This window comes from Mycobacterium sp. IDUB_17 (assembly GCF_055419465.1).
In genome coordinates this window covers 24,088-42,246 of sequence record NZ_JBVAXS010000002.1, presented here as the reverse complement: position 1 = coordinate 42,246, position 18,159 = coordinate 24,088, and the positions used below count along the sequence as shown (strand labels likewise).

18 protein-coding genes and 1 pseudogene are annotated in these 18,159 nt (G+C 66.1%); 9 read left to right on the top strand and 10 right to left on the bottom strand.

Annotation, left to right across the window (positions count from 1 at the left end; genetic code table 11):
- Positions 1 to 5: 5 nt before the first annotated feature.
- The 4 genes and pseudogenes from ACZYZ7_RS07390 to ACZYZ7_RS07375 all read right to left on the bottom strand — a co-directional run.
- A pseudogene (locus tag ACZYZ7_RS07390) lies at positions 6 to 224 on the bottom strand (aldehyde dehydrogenase family protein); the annotation flags it as partial.
- Positions 224 to 1,321: a fatty acid desaturase family protein gene (locus ACZYZ7_RS07385; RefSeq protein ID WP_463740581.1), complete on the bottom strand. Its 1,098-nt coding sequence runs from the start codon at positions 1,319 to 1,321 to the stop codon at positions 224 to 226. The gene ACZYZ7_RS07385 and the pseudogene ACZYZ7_RS07390, both read right to left, overlap by 1 nt.
- Positions 1,322 to 1,526: 205 nt before the next feature.
- The gene (locus tag ACZYZ7_RS07380; RefSeq protein ID WP_463740580.1) at positions 1,527 to 2,450 is read right to left on the bottom strand and encodes an NADP-dependent oxidoreductase; all 924 of its coding nucleotides are present in this window, start codon (positions 2,448 to 2,450) and stop codon (positions 1,527 to 1,529) included.
- Positions 2,451 to 2,471: 21 nt separating this feature from the next.
- Positions 2,472 to 2,885, bottom strand: coding sequence for a cupin domain-containing protein (locus ACZYZ7_RS07375; protein ID WP_463740579.1), 414 nt, complete (start codon positions 2,883 to 2,885; stop codon positions 2,472 to 2,474).
- Positions 2,886 to 2,994: 109 nt separating this feature from the next.
- On the opposite strand from ACZYZ7_RS07375, the gene ACZYZ7_RS07370 reads away from it, so the two are divergent.
- On the top strand, positions 2,995 to 3,903 hold the full coding sequence (locus ACZYZ7_RS07370; protein WP_463740578.1) for a LysR family transcriptional regulator: 909 nt from the start codon (positions 2,995 to 2,997) through the stop codon (positions 3,901 to 3,903).
- A gap of 14 nt (positions 3,904 to 3,917) precedes the next feature.
- On the opposite strand, the gene ACZYZ7_RS07365 is transcribed toward ACZYZ7_RS07370, so the two are convergent.
- Positions 3,918 to 5,336 carry a WS/DGAT/MGAT family O-acyltransferase gene (locus tag ACZYZ7_RS07365; RefSeq protein ID WP_135451548.1) on the bottom strand — a complete coding sequence of 473 codons (1,419 nt, stop codon included), beginning with the start codon at positions 5,334 to 5,336 and terminating at the stop codon, positions 3,918 to 3,920.
- A gap of 26 nt (positions 5,337 to 5,362) precedes the next feature.
- Positions 5,363 to 6,586, bottom strand: coding sequence for an alpha/beta hydrolase fold domain-containing protein (locus ACZYZ7_RS07360; RefSeq protein ID WP_463740577.1), 1,224 nt, complete (start codon positions 6,584 to 6,586; stop codon positions 5,363 to 5,365).
- Between the two features lie 125 nt (positions 6,587 to 6,711).
- Between ACZYZ7_RS07360 and ACZYZ7_RS07355 the strand changes: the two genes are divergently transcribed.
- Positions 6,712 to 8,874, top strand: coding sequence for an acyl-CoA dehydrogenase (locus ACZYZ7_RS07355; RefSeq protein ID WP_463740576.1), 2,163 nt, complete (start codon positions 6,712 to 6,714; stop codon positions 8,872 to 8,874).
- 8 nt (positions 8,875 to 8,882) lie between these two features.
- Here ACZYZ7_RS07355 and ACZYZ7_RS07350 read toward each other — a convergent pair whose 3' ends face one another.
- Positions 8,883 to 9,695 (bottom strand): SDR family oxidoreductase, encoded by an 813-nt coding sequence (locus tag ACZYZ7_RS07350; RefSeq protein ID WP_463740575.1) that lies wholly within the window; start codon positions 9,693 to 9,695, stop codon positions 8,883 to 8,885.
- Positions 9,650 to 10,477: a MerR family transcriptional regulator gene (locus ACZYZ7_RS07345; protein WP_450069720.1), complete on the bottom strand. Its 828-nt coding sequence runs from the start codon at positions 10,475 to 10,477 to the stop codon at positions 9,650 to 9,652. The genes ACZYZ7_RS07350 and ACZYZ7_RS07345 overlap by 46 nt, the downstream gene beginning before the upstream one ends.
- Before the next feature lie 89 nt (positions 10,478 to 10,566).
- Between ACZYZ7_RS07345 and ACZYZ7_RS07340 the strand changes: the two genes are divergently transcribed.
- Both ACZYZ7_RS07340 and ACZYZ7_RS07335 read left to right on the top strand, forming a co-directional pair.
- Positions 10,567 to 10,929: a nuclear transport factor 2 family protein gene (locus ACZYZ7_RS07340; protein ID WP_463740574.1), complete on the top strand. Its 363-nt coding sequence runs from the start codon at positions 10,567 to 10,569 to the stop codon at positions 10,927 to 10,929.
- A 132-nt stretch (positions 10,930 to 11,061) separates the two neighbouring features.
- The gene (locus ACZYZ7_RS07335) at positions 11,062 to 11,958 is read left to right on the top strand and encodes an alpha/beta hydrolase (protein ID WP_463740573.1); all 897 of its coding nucleotides are present in this window, start codon (positions 11,062 to 11,064) and stop codon (positions 11,956 to 11,958) included.
- Here ACZYZ7_RS07335 and ACZYZ7_RS07330 read toward each other — a convergent pair.
- Together ACZYZ7_RS07330 and ACZYZ7_RS07325 are read right to left on the bottom strand one after the other, a co-directional pair.
- Positions 11,938 to 12,183 carry a hypothetical protein gene (locus ACZYZ7_RS07330; protein ID WP_135451543.1) on the bottom strand — a complete coding sequence of 82 codons (246 nt, stop codon included), beginning with the start codon at positions 12,181 to 12,183 and terminating at the stop codon, positions 11,938 to 11,940. The genes ACZYZ7_RS07335 and ACZYZ7_RS07330 overlap by 21 nt on opposite strands.
- Positions 12,184 to 12,234: 51 nt before the next feature.
- The gene (locus ACZYZ7_RS07325) at positions 12,235 to 13,770 is read right to left on the bottom strand and encodes an APC family permease (protein ID WP_135451542.1); all 1,536 of its coding nucleotides are present in this window, start codon (positions 13,768 to 13,770) and stop codon (positions 12,235 to 12,237) included.
- A 184-nt stretch (positions 13,771 to 13,954) separates the two neighbouring features.
- On the opposite strand from ACZYZ7_RS07325, the gene ACZYZ7_RS07320 reads away from it, so the two are divergent.
- From ACZYZ7_RS07320 to ACZYZ7_RS07300, 5 genes are read left to right on the top strand one after another with little or no spacing between them, the layout of a single operon-like run.
- Positions 13,955 to 15,235 carry a class-III pyridoxal-phosphate-dependent aminotransferase gene (locus ACZYZ7_RS07320; RefSeq protein WP_065505053.1) on the top strand — a complete coding sequence of 427 codons (1,281 nt, stop codon included), beginning with the start codon at positions 13,955 to 13,957 and terminating at the stop codon, positions 15,233 to 15,235.
- Positions 15,232 to 16,779 carry an aldehyde dehydrogenase family protein gene (locus ACZYZ7_RS07315; protein ID WP_135451541.1) on the top strand — a complete coding sequence of 516 codons (1,548 nt, stop codon included), beginning with the start codon at positions 15,232 to 15,234 and terminating at the stop codon, positions 16,777 to 16,779. Before ACZYZ7_RS07320 ends, ACZYZ7_RS07315 begins: the two co-directional genes overlap by 4 nt.
- 4 nt (positions 16,780 to 16,783) lie before the next feature.
- Positions 16,784 to 17,389 carry a BMC domain-containing protein gene (locus tag ACZYZ7_RS07310; protein ID WP_064933762.1) on the top strand — a complete coding sequence of 202 codons (606 nt, stop codon included), beginning with the start codon at positions 16,784 to 16,786 and terminating at the stop codon, positions 17,387 to 17,389.
- Positions 17,386 to 17,898 (top strand): hypothetical protein, encoded by a 513-nt coding sequence (locus ACZYZ7_RS07305; RefSeq protein WP_064933760.1) that lies wholly within the window; start codon positions 17,386 to 17,388, stop codon positions 17,896 to 17,898. Before ACZYZ7_RS07310 ends, ACZYZ7_RS07305 begins: the two co-directional genes overlap by 4 nt.
- Positions 17,895 to 18,158 (top strand): EutN/CcmL family microcompartment protein, encoded by a 264-nt coding sequence (locus tag ACZYZ7_RS07300; RefSeq protein ID WP_064933758.1) that lies wholly within the window; start codon positions 17,895 to 17,897, stop codon positions 18,156 to 18,158. The genes ACZYZ7_RS07305 and ACZYZ7_RS07300 overlap by 4 nt, the downstream gene beginning before the upstream one ends.
- Position 18,159: the final 1 nt, after the last annotated feature.

Here is an 18,159-nt window from a genome sequence, read left to right as displayed (position 1 = left end):
TCCCCTCAACATGCGGTTGCGACGGCGATGGATTTGGTCTCGAGATGGCCTTCGAGCGCTTCACTGCCCAGCTCCGGGCCTTATCCGCTGTCCTTGACGCCGCCGAACGGTCCGAACGGATCCATTGCGTACCCCTGGTTTACCCCGAAAGTGCCCGTTTGTACACGTTCGGCGATGCTGACGCCGCGGTCGGCATCAGCCGTCCATACCGCCCCGGCCAGGCCTATTTGCGGCGTCGCCGGCCGATGCTCAGCATCCAATCGGGAAACGCCAAGCTATGGATGATCCGTTGGGTCCGGAAGAGCTGGCGCGGAAGCGATGCCGTGTTGTAGGGCAGGTCGTACTTCTCGCACAGTTCCCGCACGCGAACGCTGACCTGTGGGAGGCGGTTGCTCGGCAGGTCGGGGAACAGGTGATGCTCGATCTGGTAGCACAGGTGACCGCCCGAGATCGCCAGCAGCGGGCCCGCGTTGAAGTTTGCGGTCCCGAGCAATTGCCGGAGATACCACTCGCCTTTGGTCTCGTCCTTGACCACCGCCGGGTCGAACGTCTCGGCGCCGTCGGGGATGTGCCCGCAGATGATGTTCACGTACACCCACAGGTTGCGGATCACGTTCGCGGTGAGGTTCGCCGTCAAAGTTCGGCACCACCGGCGTCCGCTCAGCGCGGGCAGGAACACATAGTCCTTGCTCAGCTGGCGGGCGATCTTGCCGAGAAACCTTCGCTTCTCCACCGCCACAGCGTCCGGCGCCTCGTGCCGGAGACGCTCGGAGTGCAGGCCGTGCAGGGCGATACCCCACTCGAACATCGCTGCCAGCACCAAGTTTCGCACCGGAGTCGCCAGGTGGACCCAGCGCCACGGCTGGTCGGTGGTGACCCGATGGAGGCGGTAGCCGATGTCCTCGTCCATGCCGAGCACATTGCTGTACACGTGGTGCCGATAGTTGTGCGAGTACCGCCACTGCGCAGAATGCCCGACCATGTCCCACTCCCAGGTATTGGAGTGGATTTCGGGATCGTTCATCCAATCCCACTGGCCATGGGAGATGTTGTGGCCGAGTTCCATGTTCTCGATGGACTTCGCATATGCCAGCGCGCACGTTCCCACCAACCAACCGGTCTTCGACCGACTGCCGGCGATCACCAGCCGCGACGCGACGTCGAGCACCCGCTGGAAATGGATCACCCGCCGGATATAGGCCGCGTCCTCCGCCCCGAGCGACTCCTCGACGTCTCGGCGGATCACGTCGAGTTCATAGGCGATCTCTTCGACGTCCGCGCTGCTCAGATGCAGGTAGGTGGAGACATCGGCGATCGCCATCAAGGTGTCCTCGGGTGGGTGCAGCGTTGGAGCGGTGGAATCCCGGCCACCGCGAGGGCCAGACCGCAGCCTAAAGGCTCGGGCTTGACGACAGGAAATCGAGGTTCGCCGGAGAGGCGAAATGGCGGCGCGGACGTACGGCCCGCGCGCATCTACCGGAGTTGGCTCTCCGAGGTAGCCACGCGCCCTAAGCGACCCAGGCCTTTCAGCCGCCGTCGACGACCCGGATGATCGTCTTGCCCGCGACACGGCGTGCCGGGTCGAACGCCGACACCGCATCCGAGAGCGGAAGCACCGCTCCGACAGACGGCCGTAGTCGGCCCTTGCGAAGCTCACGCTCCAGCATGACTAGCTGCGTCCGGTCGGGCTCGACGACGAAGAAGACCGCACGAGCGTCGGCCGGCTGAACCCGCGGCGGTTCCGCGATGGTGACCAGGGTGCCGCCCGGCCGCACCAACTGCGCTGAGCGATCCAGGATCGCACCGCCGATGACGTCGAAGACCACGTCGACCTGGCCGGCTTCCTCCGACCACCCCCGCTCGAGATCCACGAACACGTCGACACCCAGATCGAGCGCCGTGTCCCGTTGCGCAGCTCGCCCACTACCGATCACCCGGGCTCCGCGTGCGCGCGCCAACTGCGCCGCGATCGATCCGACAGCGCCCGCGACACCATGGATCAGCACGGTCTGCCCGGTCGCGAGCCGTCCGTGGTCGAACAATCCCTGCCAGGCCGTCAAGCCCGAGATCGGAAGTGCCGCCGCGACAACGTGGTCGACATCAGCCGACAGCGGGGCAAGATTGCGCGCCTCGACCGCGACATACTCGGCGAGCGTGCCGTTGCGAGCCCAGTCGGTGATCCCGAACACCCGCTGGCCTATCGTCAGACCCGTTGTGCCATAGCCAAGTTCGACGACGGTTCCCGATACTTCGTGGCCAGGTATGGTCGGCGTCCGGTCGCGGCCGCCGCGATCCGTCCACGTCCCCGGCCAGTCGAGCTCGCCCGGGGTGAACGCCGCCGCGTGCACCCGGACGATGACGTCATTTTCAGCCGCATGCGGATATGACACTTCGGACAGCGACAGTCCGGCGAAGCCCGCCGCACGGTCGCCAGCGATAACTGCTTGCACGGTTTTCTCCTCGTTTCTCGGTCAACGATTCTTGGTTTGACGCGCGCTCGGGTGACGAAGGTGATCTCGGGCTTTGATCTCGTCCGGATCCAGCATGGTGGTCATGTCGACGCCTGGCGCACAGATACAGACCGCCAGGAACACGCTGCGGTTGTGCTGCTCCAGATTCGCGACCTGGTAATGGACCACGTCCCCGCCCGGTTCCCAAAAGGCCTCGCCCGCAACAATTTCCCGGGGAGCCTCACCCTCCAGCTCGAACAGGATCGAACCCTCCAGGACGTAGCCGAAAACGGGTCCGGAGTGGCGGTGCGGCTGCACCCCCTCGTCGGCGGGTGGGATCTCGACGATCTGCGTCATCGCATGTGCACCATCGGGAATCCACGGCGGGGTGACGCACAGAAGATCGGTGATCGTGACGTTGCCTGCAGCCAGCATTGGTCATTTCCTTCGTTCGAACTATCGCCCTTCCATCAGACCAACGCAGCTCTATCAAGTCCAACGAACAATATTGATCATCTCTATCGCGAAACGCGATACTTCGACGATGGAACTTCGCCAGCTTGAGTACTTCATCGCCGTCGCCAGTGAGATGAGCTTCTCCCGCGCCGCGAACCAGACACATGTTGTCCAGTCAGCGCTATCCACGGCAGTGGCGAAGTTGGAGAAGGAGCTCGGAGTGGAGCTGTTCGACCGCTCCAGACATCAGATCAGAATCACCCCTGCGGGAGAGTTGTTCCGTGAGCACGCCCGGCAAGTGGTCCAGACCGCCCGGCTGGCCAAGGACGCCGTGAGCGCGTACCACGGGGAACTGACGGGCACAGTCGATCTCGGCTCACTGATCTCGTTCGGCACGCTCGACGTGCCGAAGGTACTCGGCGACTTCCACCGCGAATATCCGTTCGTCCGCATCAGGTTGCGGCAGAGCCAAATTGGTTCCGCTGCTTACCTTTCAGCGATCGCAGACGGATCGCTCGACCTTGCTCTGATATCAGCACCCGACCGGTTCCCCGCGCGGGTCGAGATGCAGTTGCTGTGTCAAGAGCCGATGGTGTTCGTCTGCCGCACCGATCATCCCCTCGCCCACCGCGACGCCGTCGGAGTCACCGAGCTCGGCGATGAGGACCTGATCGGCTTCCCGTCCGAGTTCGGGCTCAGACGTCTCGTCGATGCCGCTTTCGCTGCCGCAGGCGTTACGGCGCGCGTGTCCCACGAGGTGGCCCTCGAGTATTCGATCGCCGGGCGCCTGGTCCGACACGGGCTGGGCACCATCGTCATGCCGGCCAGCGAAGCTGCCCACTATCCGGACCTGCGCGCCATCGACATACGACCGGCGATCCTGTGGAAGATCTACCTTGCGTCGGCCGAACAGTCGCGGCTTGGACCCGCCAGCGCCAAGCTGGCGGAATTTCTCCTCGCCTCCGCCCGCCCTCACCGGCGCGCGAGGTCACGCTGAGTCTTGTTCGGCCGCTACTGCGGCATCGCCGACTCGACGACCGTCAGCTTGTCGGAAAGTCCTGCCACCCTGCGGATCTCGCGGAACTCCTCGATCATCCCGTCGGTGACCTCGTGAGGATCGTCGACGGTGGCATCGTCGGAGAGCACCGAGATGTTGAGTTGGTCGACATAGCTCCACACCGTGATGTTGAGCCCGCTGCCGGTGGTGATCGGCCCCACCGAATAGATCTCGGTGACCGTGGCACCGCCGACCTTGCCGCGTTCCCGTGGACCCGGCACGTTGGAGATGTTGAGGTTGAGCACCTTGTTCTGACCGTCCTGATGGGACAGCCACTTGAACATCGCCTCCACCGGGGCCGGCGGCATGTACGCGGCCCAGCGGGCGATCAGTTCGGGACCGATCAGCTGATGGCTTTCCTTGGCCAGGGCGGCAGCGTCGTGCGCCTGACGCACCCGCTCAGCGGTATCGGCGACGTCCACCGGCAGCGCCACCAGCACGCCGCTGAACCGATTGCCCGAGATGCGATCCGGTGAGAAGTCGAAACTCATCGGCACCGACGCCAGCAGCGGATGGTCGGCCTTGCCGTCGTACTTGAGCGACAACGTACGCAGTGCTCCCGACGACATCGCGAGCACCAGGTCGTTGATCGTCACCCCGAGCTTCTTGCTCGTCTCCTTGACATCGGCCAATGCCAGTGTGGCCGTGGCGAAGAGCCGCTTTTCATCGAGGATGTGGTTCATGAAGCTGGGCGGCGGGGTGAAGGGCCGGGTCAGCTCGGGCGACAACTTGCGGCTGCTGCGTCGAACCCGCCCGAACCCCTTTGCCGTGTAACGCATGGTCCCGGGCAACCGGCCGAGCTGGCGCATGTGATCGGCGAATGCCGAGCGCACCAGTTCGGTCTTGGTGGGCGCAGGATCGGTGACATACGACTCGTCGTCGGGACCCGGGCCGTCGCGCAGGTCCATCCCGCGGGCCAGCAGATTCGCCGAGGCGACCCCGTCGGCCAGCGCGTGGTGAATCTTGCCGACCACCGCGATACGCCCGTTGGCCAGGCCCTCGACGAAGTACATCTCCCACAACGGCCGGCTGCGGTCCAACGAGGTACTGCCGATCTGGCCGATGGCCTCGTCGAGTTCGCGGCGCCCGCCCGGGGCGCGTACCCGCCACGGCCGGACGTGGTACTCCAGGTCGACGTCGCAGTTCTCCCGCCACATCGGGTGATGGAACTTGAACGGTATGTCGACGAGCTGATAGCGGAACGGGTCCAGCTTGTGCAGCCGTCCGCGGATCACCTCCCGGAATTCGTCGATTCCGAAGGTCCGGTCCCCCATGTCGTCGAGCGCGATGACCGCGATCTTCAACGTGTGCATGTGCACGTTGGGTGTCTCTGTATACAGCAGGAACGCGTCCCACCCACTCAACCGCTTCACGGTGTCCTCCCCAGGTGTGGAAACGTCTATATGACTGCTTTAGCCTCGTCCATCGCCCGGTTTCGGTGAATTTGGTTGAGGAACAAGCCGATTGCGGTGGCCATCGCCCCGGTTCTGGCCCCGTCGGTCATGTCGAAGGCGTGTCCGGCGCCGGGCAGCTCAATGTAGCTCACCACCGCCCGCGACACGGCCTTGAGCTTGTCGACGAAGCTGCGCGCCTGCGCCACCGGGATGACGCTGTCACCGGTGCCGTGGATGACCAGGAACGGTGGCGCCTCGGGATGGACCTGGGCGATCGGTGAGGCCTGCCGGAAGATCTCCGGATGGCGATCGATCTTGCGGCCCACCACGATCCGCTCGAGGAAGTCGACGAACCGGACCCGCTCCTCGGTGGAACGGTCCTCCCAGTCGTAGCGCCCGTAGATGCCCACCACGGCGTCGACTGAAGTGTCGGCCCCGTCGGGCAGATTCCCCTGCAGGTCCGGGTCGTTGGGGGTGAGCCCGGCAAGTGCGGCGAGGTGACCACCGGCCGAGCAGCCCGCGACCGCGACGAAGTTGCGGTCGCCACCGAATTTGTCGACATTGGCCCGCGCCCAGGCGATTGCGGCCTTGACGTCGGTGATGTGCCGGGGCCAGCGGTGATGCGGCGCCACCCGGTAGTCGATCGACAGACATACCCAGCCCTGCTGGGCCAGATGCGACATCAGCGCGTAGCCCTGCAGGATCCGGCCGCCGTGCACCCAGCCACCGCCCGGCACGAACAGCAGCACCGGCGCGGGCTCGGCAGGCAGGTGCTTGGGCCGCCACACATCGAGCAATTGGGCCGGGTCGTCGCCGTACCGCACCGAAGTGCGGTACACGTCGCGCCGGTATTCCATGGTGTGCCACAAGGGCGGCATGTTGTCCGGGGCCGGCCAGTCGATCGCCAGGTCAGCCGGCGAGACCACCCCGCGCAGCGCCTCCTGCGCGACCGCGTTGGTCTGCTCCCGCTCTGCCTTGCGGAGCTCGCTGTTGTCCGGGGCGAACCAGGACTTCGCCGAGGAAGTGACGAATTCGGGCAGGTGACGGAACCCCCACACACTCATCGCGGTGAGGGCGCCGAGCGGTTCCAGGTGCTTACCCACCACTGGTAGCGAAGTTGATGCCACGCTCAGTGCCAGCATGTGGTCGGCAGGCTTGGCATGCAGCAACCATCGAGCCCGATCAGCGAGCGTCGGTGCGGGGTACCGGTTATCCGGTCGTGCCGTCATTGCGCGAGCGTACCCCGCAGCGGATTGACGGACGGGACAACTTCGTCGACTTGTTCACCCCGCCGTTCAAATGTGACCTGCATCACGTCGACGTACCCGTGGCACCCCCGTTAGCTTCGCTAAACATGACTAAGTCTGCGCTGGCCATCACCGAAGAGCACCAGGACCTCGCCGACGCGGCGTTGGGCCAGCTGAACCGGCTCGACAGCCGCGCAGCCGCCCGCGCCACGCTTGAGAACGCCGGCACCTATCCCGATGAGATCTGGTCTGCCGGCGCCGAACTCGGCTGGAACGGGCTGGCCATCTCCGAGGAATACGGCGGTTCCGGCTTCGGCCTGCCCGAACTTGCGGTGGTTGCCGAGGTCGCCGGCCGAGAACTGTCCCCGGGCCCGTTCCTGCCGACCGTGTCGGCCTCCGTGGTCATCGACCGCTACGCCCCGGATACCGTTCGGGCCGAACTACTTCCGGGCCTGGCCAGCGGGGCCACCGTGGCAGCCCTGGGGCTCGCCGGCTCGGTGGGCGTCGGCGCCGACGGACTTCTCGGCGGGCAGGCGCGCGCCGTACTGGGCGCTCCCGACGCCCAGGTACTCGTGCTGGCCGCCGGTGACGACATCATCGTCCTGGATGCCACCGCCGACGGAATCACCGTCACCGCAGAGGATTCCCTCGACACCACCCGCAGCATCGGCGCGGTGGACCTACGGGCGGTGGCCGTCGACGAAAGCCGGATCCTGCGTGGTGCCGCGCGGGCCGCCCGGACGGTGTTCCGCATCCTCGGTTCCGCGGAAGCGGTCGGGGTTTCCTGGGCGGCGCTCGACATGGCCGTCGAATACGCGAAGGTGCGCGAGCAGTTCGGGCGCACCATCGGCACCTTCCAGGCCGTCAAGCACCACGCGGCCAACATGCTCGTCGACGCCGAACAGACCACCGCGGCGGTCTGGGACGCCGCCCGCGCAGACAACCTCGACGGCGCCTGGTTCGCCGCCGCGGTGGCTGCGGCCCACGCCATCCGGGCCCAGATCTTCTGTGCGCAGACCAACGTTCAGCTCCACGGCGGAATCGCGTTCACCTGGGAGCACGACGCACACCTCTATCTGCGCCGCGCCCGCACGCTGGCCGCGGTACTCGGTGACGGTGCCGATCCCCTGGTCGACGTCGTCGACGGGCAACGCAGCGGGCAGGCACACGGGGCGTCGTTCGCGCTACCGGAAGAGGCCGAGCAGTACCGGCAAGACGCCCGCGACGCCGCGGCCGCCGTCCGCGCCCTGCCCGAGGACAAACGCCGCGACTACCTGGTGGACTCCGGCTACCTGGTGCCGCACTGGCCCAAGCCGTGGGGCCGGGCCGCGAATGTGTTGGAACAGTTGGTGATCGAAGAGGAATTCACCGACGTCGAACGGGCGGACATGGGCATCACCGGCTGGGTGACCCTGACCATCGCCCAGGCCGGTACCGACGATCAGCGCGAGCGCTGGGTGGAGCCCGTGTTGCGCGGGCAGGTCATGTGGTGCCAGCTGTTCTCCGAGCCGGGCGCGGGTTCGGACGCCGCTGCGGTGCGCACCGCAGCCAAGAAGGTCGACGGCGGCTGGCGGGTCACCGGGCAGAAGGTGTGGACCAGCCTCGCTCAGCATTGCCAGTGGGGCCTGGCCACGGTGCGCACAGATCCCGAGGCGCCCAAGCACGCCGGTGTCACCATGATGGCAATCGATATGAAATCCCCTGGGGTGACGGTGAATCCGTTGCGCGGCCTGACCGGTGACGCACACTTCAACGAGGTGTTCTTCGACGATGTCTTCGTTCCGGACACCGATGTGGTCGGCGACGTGAACCGGGGTTGGCTGGTGGCACGGGCCACCCTCGGCAACGAGCGCATCTCGATCGGCGGCGGTTCGGCGGCGCCGACCGGATTCGACGCCGACGAGCTGGTGGCCCTGATCGACGCGGATCCCGACGGGGCCCGCTACGTACGCCGCGCCGGTGAGGTGATCGCGGTCGGCCACACCCTCCGGCTGCTGAATCTGCGCCGGGTCGGCCGGGCCATCGCCGGGACCGAGCCCGGACCCGAGGGCAACGTCACCAAGCTGCTGGTGGCCGAGCATTCCCAGCATCTGACCGAACTGGGCATGGACCTGGTCGGCACGGCCGGGGTGACCGGCGAGACGCCGAAACTGACTCGCGCATATCTCGGTAACCGGGCCATGACAATCGCCGGTGGAACGTCCGAGATCACCCGCAACACCATTGCCGAGCGCATCCTGGGCCTGCCCCGCGATCCGCTGCTGAAGTAGCCGCAGGCCTACACCGTCGGCACGGTACCGCCGTCGACCACCACGTCGGCACCCACGATCGAGGATGCGGCGTCGGACACCAGGAACCCGACCACCTCGGCGACTTCGGCAGGCTGGGCCGGCCTCCCCAGCGGGATACCGCCGAGCGCGGACATCAACGATTCGAGTGCCTCCTCGCGGGATCCGTCGGCGGCTGCGGCGATGCGATCGATCAACGCCTCGGCTGCCGTGGTCTCAATGAAGCCCGGGGATACGGTGTTGACCCGGATACCCTTGGGCGCCAACTCATTGGCCAGCCCCTTGCTATAGGCCCGTAGGGCAGCCTTTGCCGCGGCATACCCCAGGGTGCCGTCATACAGCGGCATCCGACTCTGAATCGACCCGATATGCACCACCGCGCCCGAGGCGGCTTCGATCATCATCGGCAGCAGTGCCCGGTCGAGCCGAACCGCCGCCAACAGGTTCAGGTTGAGCTCGTCGGCCCAGTCCTGATCGCATAGCGCCGCGAAACCTCCTGGTGGCGCCCCCGAGCCGCCCGCTGTGTGTACCAGGATCTGGGCACCGCCATTCCGGCGAATATGAGAAGCCAGATCGGCGACATCGGTCACCGAGGTGAGGTCCGCGGCGACGAAATCATGTGCCGTCAGGACGCCATCACCGCGGTGACGCGCCACTGCGGTCACGTGCGCACCGGCAGCCTGCAGCCGGGCGACGATCGCCGCACCGGCACCCTTGGTGCCGCCGGTGACCACCGCGCGCCGCCCCTGCAACGTGCTCATGCGTCGGCCCGAAACACCGGCCAGCACAATGTGGTCAGCCATTCCGTGGAATCGTCCGTGTCCCAAGCGAATCGCTCGTAGTACTCACGCAGCGGGCCCTCGACACTGATTTCGTGGCGGTTCGCATACTCGCCCAGAGCGCTGTAGGCCAGGTCGACGTCGTCATGCGATCCGCGGTGACGCATGACCGCGAGCTCGGCCGCCGGGATGACGACGTCCTGCACGCGCCCGGCCGGCCGCACACCGCGTTCGACAGGAATGAACACCGTTGCGGTTCCGTGATCGTGGGCGAAGATGTCGAAGTCGAACAGAGCCGCGGGCGCACCGGCAGCCCCCGAGTTCGCATTTGCGGCGACCGTCGCCCGTAGTTCACCCATGGCGCCATGCCACCAAGGCAACAGATCGTCGCGGTCGACGGTCGCGGTGATCGCGGCGGCCGAGGTCGCCGCGACACTGATGTGCTCGATAGCCACAGCTGCTGAATTCCCCCCGGGACGTTCGAGGATCGCGCGCAGGGATTCGACGGCGCTGCGGGTCTCGGCGAGTTGGCCCTCCAACCTTTGCAGGTGACCGCTGATCAGCCTGTTGCGGTCGGCGGGGGCGGACGCCAGCACCGCTCGCACATCGGCAATGGGCATGCCCAGCTGACGGAGGCGGCGCACCACCTGCGCCGTCGGCACCTGGTCGGCGACGTAGTACCGGTACCCGGTACTCGAATCGATACGGTCCGGCTCGAGCAGGCCGACCTCGTGATAGTGCCGCAGCGTCTTGACCGACAGCTGCGTCATTCGGGAGAAATCTCCGATGGACAGATCGATCGTCATGAGGTCAGTGTGAAGGCTCCCCCAGGGGGAGACTCAAGGTTCGGTGTCGGCCTTGACCCTCCGCTTACCGACAGGTCGATGCTGTCGGCATGTCCATTGAACAGATGGGTGAAATGCCCGCCGCAGCGCGCCGTTACGTCGACGCCGTCAATGCCTTCGATGTCGAAGCGGTCCTGGCCGCTCTCACTCCTGACGCGCTGGTCCACGACAACCAGCGCGAGTTCGCCACTCCAGACGCCATCCGCACCTGGGTGCGCGACGAGATCGTCGGTGATCGAGTCACCATGCAGGCCATCGAGGTGGTGGAGCGGTCCGGGGTAACGGTGCTGCGAGCCCGTTATGACGGCGACTACGACAAGACAAATCTGCCCGAGGAGTTGATCCTCACCAACTACATCGTGACCCGCGAGGACCTGATCGCCGCGTTGTTCATCGTGTTCAACAAGTCCTGACGAACCGGCACGGCGACATCGAATTGCCCGTCGTGACCCTTCACGACGTCAGTGCCAGGCAATGTCGACGTCCTTACCAGCGGTCTGGCGGTTTTTTCCACACCACCGAGATCACCGGGTAGAACTGTGGGGGTGACGACCGCCACCCCGCCCAGCTTCCATCCGGACCTCGAACGCATCGCCCGCTTCATCCCGCGTCAGCTGGTGACCAGGCGTTCCCTGCCGCTGCTGCAGCGTCTGACGGCGTTGCAGAACCGGCAGACTCCCGAGGACGTCGAGGTGCTCACGTTGAGCTCCGGTGTCGGGGTGCGCCTGTTCCGGCCGACCGGGGTGGCCGAACCGACGCCGGCCCTGTTGTGGATCCACGGTGGCGGCTACGTGCTGGGCAGCCCGGCGCAGGACGATGCCCTGTGCCGCCGCTTCGCCAAGGAACTCGGCGCCACCGTGGCGGCCGTCAAGTACCGACTGGCGCCACAGAACCCGTACCCGGCCGGGTTGGAGGACTGCTACGAGGCGCTGAAATGGCTCGCGGCACTGCCCGCAGTCGATTCGTCACGGGTCGCGGTCGCCGGTGCCAGCGCAGGCGGTGGGTTGGCCGCCGCCCTCGCCCTGCTTGCCCGCGATCGCGGCGAGGTATCGCTGGCCGCACAGATACTCGTCTACCCGATGCTCGACGACAGGTCGGTGGGCCCGGAGTTGGAGAATCCCGGCCACCGGCTGTGGACCCAGGGCAGCAACAAGTTCGGCTGGTCGGCCTACCTCGGCGGAGCCGATCCGGCCGTCGCCGTGCCGGGCCGCCGCGTCGATCTCGCCGGGCTTCCGCCGGCCTGGATCGGCGTCGGAACCCTGGACCTTTTCCACGACGAGGACATGGCCTACGCCGAACGCCTGCGCGCCGCCGGGGTCCAATGCCAGGTGGAAGAGGTGTACGGGGCGTTCCACGGGTTTGACCAGATCGCGGCGAAAACACCGGTGGCCCAAGCCTTCATGGCCAGCCAGTGTGCGAATCTACGCGCCGCGTTTGGCTGATTCACGCTGGTGACGCAGATACCGGCAGGCGCGTTCCAACAGGCAGCGGTCGGCGACCGACAGGCCCTTGGCCCTGGGGACCAGACCCGAGACGATCCTGGCGAACCGAACACACAACTGCTCGGCGGTCATGCCGAACTCCAGCCAGACGTCGTCCTCGCGCGGACCCCCATAGGGAGCCCACGCGAGGACGAACTTCAAGAGCACGCGTTCGAAGGAGTCCATCTACCGGCCTGGTCGCTGATCAGTCGCGGATGACGTGCGCCTCGAACAGCTTCAGTCGCGGACAACGTTGTCCTCGAACACGATCCGTCCGATCAACTCGTAGCGGCGCGGATCGCGCAGCTTGAAGTAGGTGGCCATGCCCGCGCCCAGGACGAAGATTCCCACCACGATCCACGGCGTCAGCTTGAACAGCAGCGCGCCGGAAGCCGTCCCGGCGGCTGCATCTTTGTGCTCCCACAGCAGGTACACGACGTAGAGCATGCCGATCCCGCCGAGACCGGGGGCGACCAGCGTCTTGAACCAGTGCTTGGACACCGGGTGGTTCTTGCGGATGTGGAAGTAGCTGATTACCGAGAAGGCGCACAGCGACTGCACGATCAGGATCGCCATCGTGCCCAGGATCGCCAGCAGCGTGTACATGTGCACATAGGGGTCCATGCCGGCGAACAAGAAGGACAGGATAATCACCAACGTGATGCCGCTCTGCACGAACGAAGCGATGTGCGGCGAACCGTGGGTGGGATGCGTGGCGCCCAAGGTCTTCTGCAGGTTCTTGGACAGACCTTCACGTCCGAGTGCGTACAGATACCGCGAGGCGCAGTTGTGGAACGCCATCCCGCAGGCGAATGACCCGCTGACCAGCAGCACGTTGAACACCGTGATCGCCCACTCGCCATAGGCATCGCGCACCGGGCCGAAGAAGATCTCGGAGGACGTCGAGGAATCCTGCGCGAGTTCCACGGCCCGCTCCGGGCCGGTGCCCGCGATGGCCATCCAGGACACGAAGACGTAGAACAGGCCGACGCCGACGACACTCAGCATCGTGGCCCGGGGGATGATCTTCTTCGGGTTACGCGACTCCTCGCCGTACATGGCGGTCGATTCGAACCCGACCCACGACCAGAAAGCGAAGAACAGACCCAAACCTGCACTGGCACCGGCGATTCCAGCAGCGGGCGAGAACGCACCGATGGGGTTGACGATCTCGGCCGCCGCGAAACCCTGTGGACCGCCGCCCTTGAACAGCACCGCCACCGCACCGAGCGCCAGCATGACGATCTCGGTCACCAGGAACACGCCGAGCACCTTGGCGGTCAGGTTGACGTCGAAGTAGGTCAGGATCGCGTTGACCGCCAGCATCAGCAGCGCCGGGATTATCCAGTGAATATGGACGCCCAGCTGGGATTGCATGAAGTTCTGGAAGAAGAACGAGAAGATCCCGATCAGCGAGGCCTCGAACACCACATAGGCCATGGTGATCAGTCCACCGCTGGCCATCCCGACGATGCGGCCGAGGCCGTGGGAGATGTAGCCGTAGAAGGCGCCGGTGGTGGTGATGTGCTTGGCCATGGTCGCGTAGCCCACGGCGAAGAGGCCGAGGACGATGGTCGCCACGATGTAGCCGGCGGGCGCGTGAGAACCATTTCCGAAGCCGACAGCGATCGGAACGTTGCCGACCATTGCGGTGATCGGTGCGGCAGTCGCTACCGCCATGAAGATCACGCCGACGGTGCCGACGGCGTTGCGTTTCAGTCGTTGGACATCTTGAGCTGCAGTTTCGCTCTGAGCGACAACTTGATCGGTCATCTAGCGGGATACCTTCCAGGTAACAGTGGATGTTCGATGTGGCCTGGGCCACAGTGCGAACCTAAGGCATATTGGCACGACCAAAACCGGTTGGCAAGCGTTATCGGCAACCATTGACATAAATGGTTGCGACCGTTTACGGTGAGGGCCATCACAGCTACCGCATAGCTGAAGAGGGAGCCGCATGTACGACTACGGCACGTTCACGTTCGAATCCAAAGCCGAAGTGCTGGATAAGGCGAAGACGTTCTGGAATCCAGACAAGACACAGTTCTGGACTGATACCGGTGTCGATCTGGTGATCGACCGCCGCGAGGGATATTTCCTGTGGGATATGGGCGGCCGCCGCCTGATCGATCTGCACCTCAACGGTGGCACCTACAACCTCGGGCACCGCAATCCCGAAGTGATGCAGGCGATCACCGAGGGCATGGAGCATTTCGACGTCGGCAACCACCACTTCCCGTCGGTGGCCCGCACCGCCCTGGCACAGCGCCTGGTCGAGACCGCACCGGCGTCGATCACGAAGGTGGCGTACGGGTCCGGAGGCGGTGAGGCGATCGACATCGCGCTCAAGAGCGCCCGGCACGCCACCAAACGCCGCAAGATCGTCTCGATCGTCAAGGCCTACCACGGCCACACCGGCCTGGCCGTGGCCACCGGCGACGACCGGTTCGCCAAGTTCTTCCTGGCCGACCAGCCCGACGAGTTCCTCCAGGTGCCGTTCAACGACATCGAGGCGATGGAACGGGTGCTGGCCCCCGGCGATGTCGCCGCGGTGATCATGGAGACCATCCCGGCCACCTACGGATTCCCGCTTCCCGCACCGGGTTACCTGGAAGCCGTCAAGGCCATCACCGAGAAGCACGGCACCCTGTACATCGCCGATGAGGTGCAGACCGGCCTCATGCGCACCGGTGAGCTGTGGTGCATCACCAAGCACGGCATCGAGCCCGACATCCTGGTGACCGGCAAGGGCCTGTCCGGTGGCATGTACCCGATCACCGCGGCCCTGCTCAGCGATCGCGCCGCGAAGTGGCTCGATGAGGACGGCTTCGGCCACATCTCCACCTTCGGCGGCGCCGAGCTGGGCTGCGTCGCCGCGCTCAAGACGCTCGAGATCTCTACCCGCCCTGAAGTGCGCTCGATGGTGCACTACATCGCCGACATCTTCGACCACGGGCTGCAGCGCATCCAGGCCGACCATCCGGACTGGTTCGTGGGCATTCGACAGAACGGTGTGGTGATCGGTCTGGAGTTCGACCATCCCGAAGGCGCCAAGTTCGTGATGCGCGAACTCTACGAGAACGGAGTGTGGGCGATCTTCTCGACGCTGGATCCCCGTGTCCTGCAGTTCAAACCGGGTCTCCTGCTCTCGCGCGAGCTCTGCGAGGACGTCCTGGACCGCCTCGCCGTCGCGGTGGCCAGGGCCGAGACCGTCGTGAGAGGACGTAAAGCATCATGACCAGTACCGCACAGGCCGGCCACATGCTGGAACGGGCCGGTTGGGCCGCGGCAGCGTACGCCGACTACGACGCGGCGGCGGTGAACAACATCGTCAACGCGGTGGCCGACGCCGCCTACGCGGCAGCCGAACGGTTCGCCGCCGAGGCCGTGGCCGAGACCGGGATGGGCGTGGTGGCCGACAAGGTCACCAAGAACCGGGCCTGCTCACGCGGGATCGTCGACTACTACCGAGGCGAGGACTATGTATCGCCGCGCGTCGACGAGGCCCGCAAGATCATCGAGCTGCCCCGGCCCGCGGGCGTGGTGCTGGCGTTGACGCCGACCACCAATCCCGTTGCCACGGTGTACTTCAAGGTGATCCTGGCGCTGATGACCCGCAACGCCGTCGTCGTCGCCCCGCACCCGCGGGCCAAGCAATGCTCGGCCGATGCGGCCCGGCTGCTTGCCGAGGCCGCGGTGGCGGCCGGCGCACCCGACGGCATCGTCCAGGTGGTCGAGGAACCGTCCATCCCGCTGGTACAGGCGCTGATGGCCGACGAGCGCACCGATGTCATCGTGGCGACCGGGGGCACCGGCGTGGTGCGTGCGGCGTACTCGTCCGGCAACCCCGCGCTCGGTGTCGGGCCGGGCAATGTCCCGGTGTTCGTCGAAGCCAGCGCGGACATCAACGCCGCGGCCAAGCGCATCGTGGACAGCAAGGCGTTCGACAATTCGGTGCTGTGCACCAACGAATCCGTCCTGATCGCCGAGGACGCGATCGCGAGCAAGCTCAACGGTGCACTGACCCGCGCCGGCGCGCACATCCTCGATGAGGACGGCGCACGGCGCCTGCGGGCCTACATGTTCACCGACGGGCACCTCAACACCGACGTGGTGGGCCGCGATGCCGCCTGGATCGCGGGGCAGGCCGGGCTGCGGGTCACCGCCAAGACCCGGGTGCTGATCGCGCCGTTCAACGACGTGATCTCCGAGGAGATGCTGGCCCACGAGAAGCTGTCCCCGGTGCTCGGCATGACCACCGCGGCCGACGCCGCGCGTGGTATCCGCGCCGCCCGGGCGGTGGTGCGGATCGGCGGGGCCGGTCACTCGGCGGCGATCCACAGCGAGAATCCCTCGGTGATCACCGATTTCGCCGCTCAGGTACCGGTGCTGCGGGTGTCGGTCAACGTGGGCAACAGCACCGGCAGTTCCGGGCTGGACACCAACCTGGCGCCGTCGATGACCATCGGCACCGGGTTCGTCGGGCGCAGCTCGATCGGGGAGAACCTGCAACCGCAGAACCTGATCAACTGGGCCCGCATCGCCTACAACAGCGATTCCGCTGTGCCCATGGGCAATTTCGCGGGTATCAATCCGTGGCACTCACCGGCCGGACCGGTGCCGGAGTATCCGCGCGCCTCCAATGACCGTCACGGTGCGCCTGTCACGCCCCGCCGGCCGTACCCGACTGCCAACCGGTCGTCGGATCTCGGGCTGGACGCACTGCGGGCCGAACTGCGTGCGCTGGTCGCCGAAGAACTCGCACAACTGATCAAGAGGTAGGGCTGTGGCTGAACTTCGTTCCTTCATCTTCATCGACCGGCTGCAACCGCAGACCATGTCGTATCTGGGCACCTGGATCAAAGGTGCTCTTCCCCGTGCCAACCAGGCCGCCCAGATCATCGAGGTGGCACCCGGCCTCGACATCGAGGGCGTCACCGATGTCGCGCTCAAGCATGCCGAGGTCAAGGCTGGAATCCTGGTGGTAGAGCGGCAATTCGGCTACCTGGAGTTCCACGGTGAGACCGGTGCGGTCAAGGCTGCCGCCGACGCCGCGCTGGATGAGCTCGGTGGTCATACCGGAAGCGCCGTGCGGCCGAACGTGCTGGCCTCACGCATCATCTCCAGCGTCGACCACCAGCACGCATTCCTGATCAACCGCAACAAGATCGGTTCGATGGTGCTGCCGGGTGAATCGCTGTTCGTGCTCGAGGTGGCCCCGGCGTCCTACGCCATCCTTGCCACCAACGAAGCCGAGAAAGCCGCGGACATCAAGGTGGTCGATTTCCGGATGATCGGCGCCACGGGCCGCGTCTACCTGTCCGGTACCGAAGCCGACGTGCGTACGGCGGCCGAGGCAGCCCAGGACGCACTGGCGAGGGCCACCGCGTGAGCATCAACCGGGACGAACTGCGCGCCCTCGTGCGCGACGTGGTGCGAGAGGCGGTCCGGGATGTCGGAGCCGCCACCAAGACTCCGGGGCCGGTGGCTGTCCCCCCACCACCGGCCCCGGCTCCACCTGCCCCGCCGACGGTCGCCGACCAGTTCGGTGTGGACCCCACCGGGCCCCGCGCCGTCGACGGCAAGAACCGCACCGAGACCGTGCAGTTGAGCAACGACCGAGACCTCGACAGTTTCGTCCGGAAGCTGTTGCGGCTCTTCGAAAGCCCGAAGACCAGGGCCGACCTCAAAGCGGGCCGGCTCAGCTTCCGGCTGGCGGGGTCGACCCGGTCGTCAGGCGGTGGTGCCATTCACCGCATCGAAACCGGCGCGGTGACCGAACGGCATATCGCCGACATGGCCGGCGGCACGCTCGTGCTCGGCCGCAAGGCGGTGCTCACCCCGCTGGCCCGGGAGAAGGCCCGCACCCTGGGCATCACGATCGAGAAGGAGCGCAAATGATCTCAGCGGTTGTCACCGGCAACGTGTGGTCCACCCGTCGGATCGACGGCATCCCGCCCGGCGCGTTCCTCGAGGTCGAGATCGACGGCACCGGGTCGAAGCTGATCGCCTTCGACGTCCTAGGCAGCGGAGTGGGCGAACGGGTCCTCGTGGCCCAGGGCTCCGTGGCCTCGGGCTGGTTCACCGGCACCCCACCGCCGGTCGACGCACTCATCATCGGATCCATCGACGCAAAACCCGACACCAACCCCAAGAAATAAG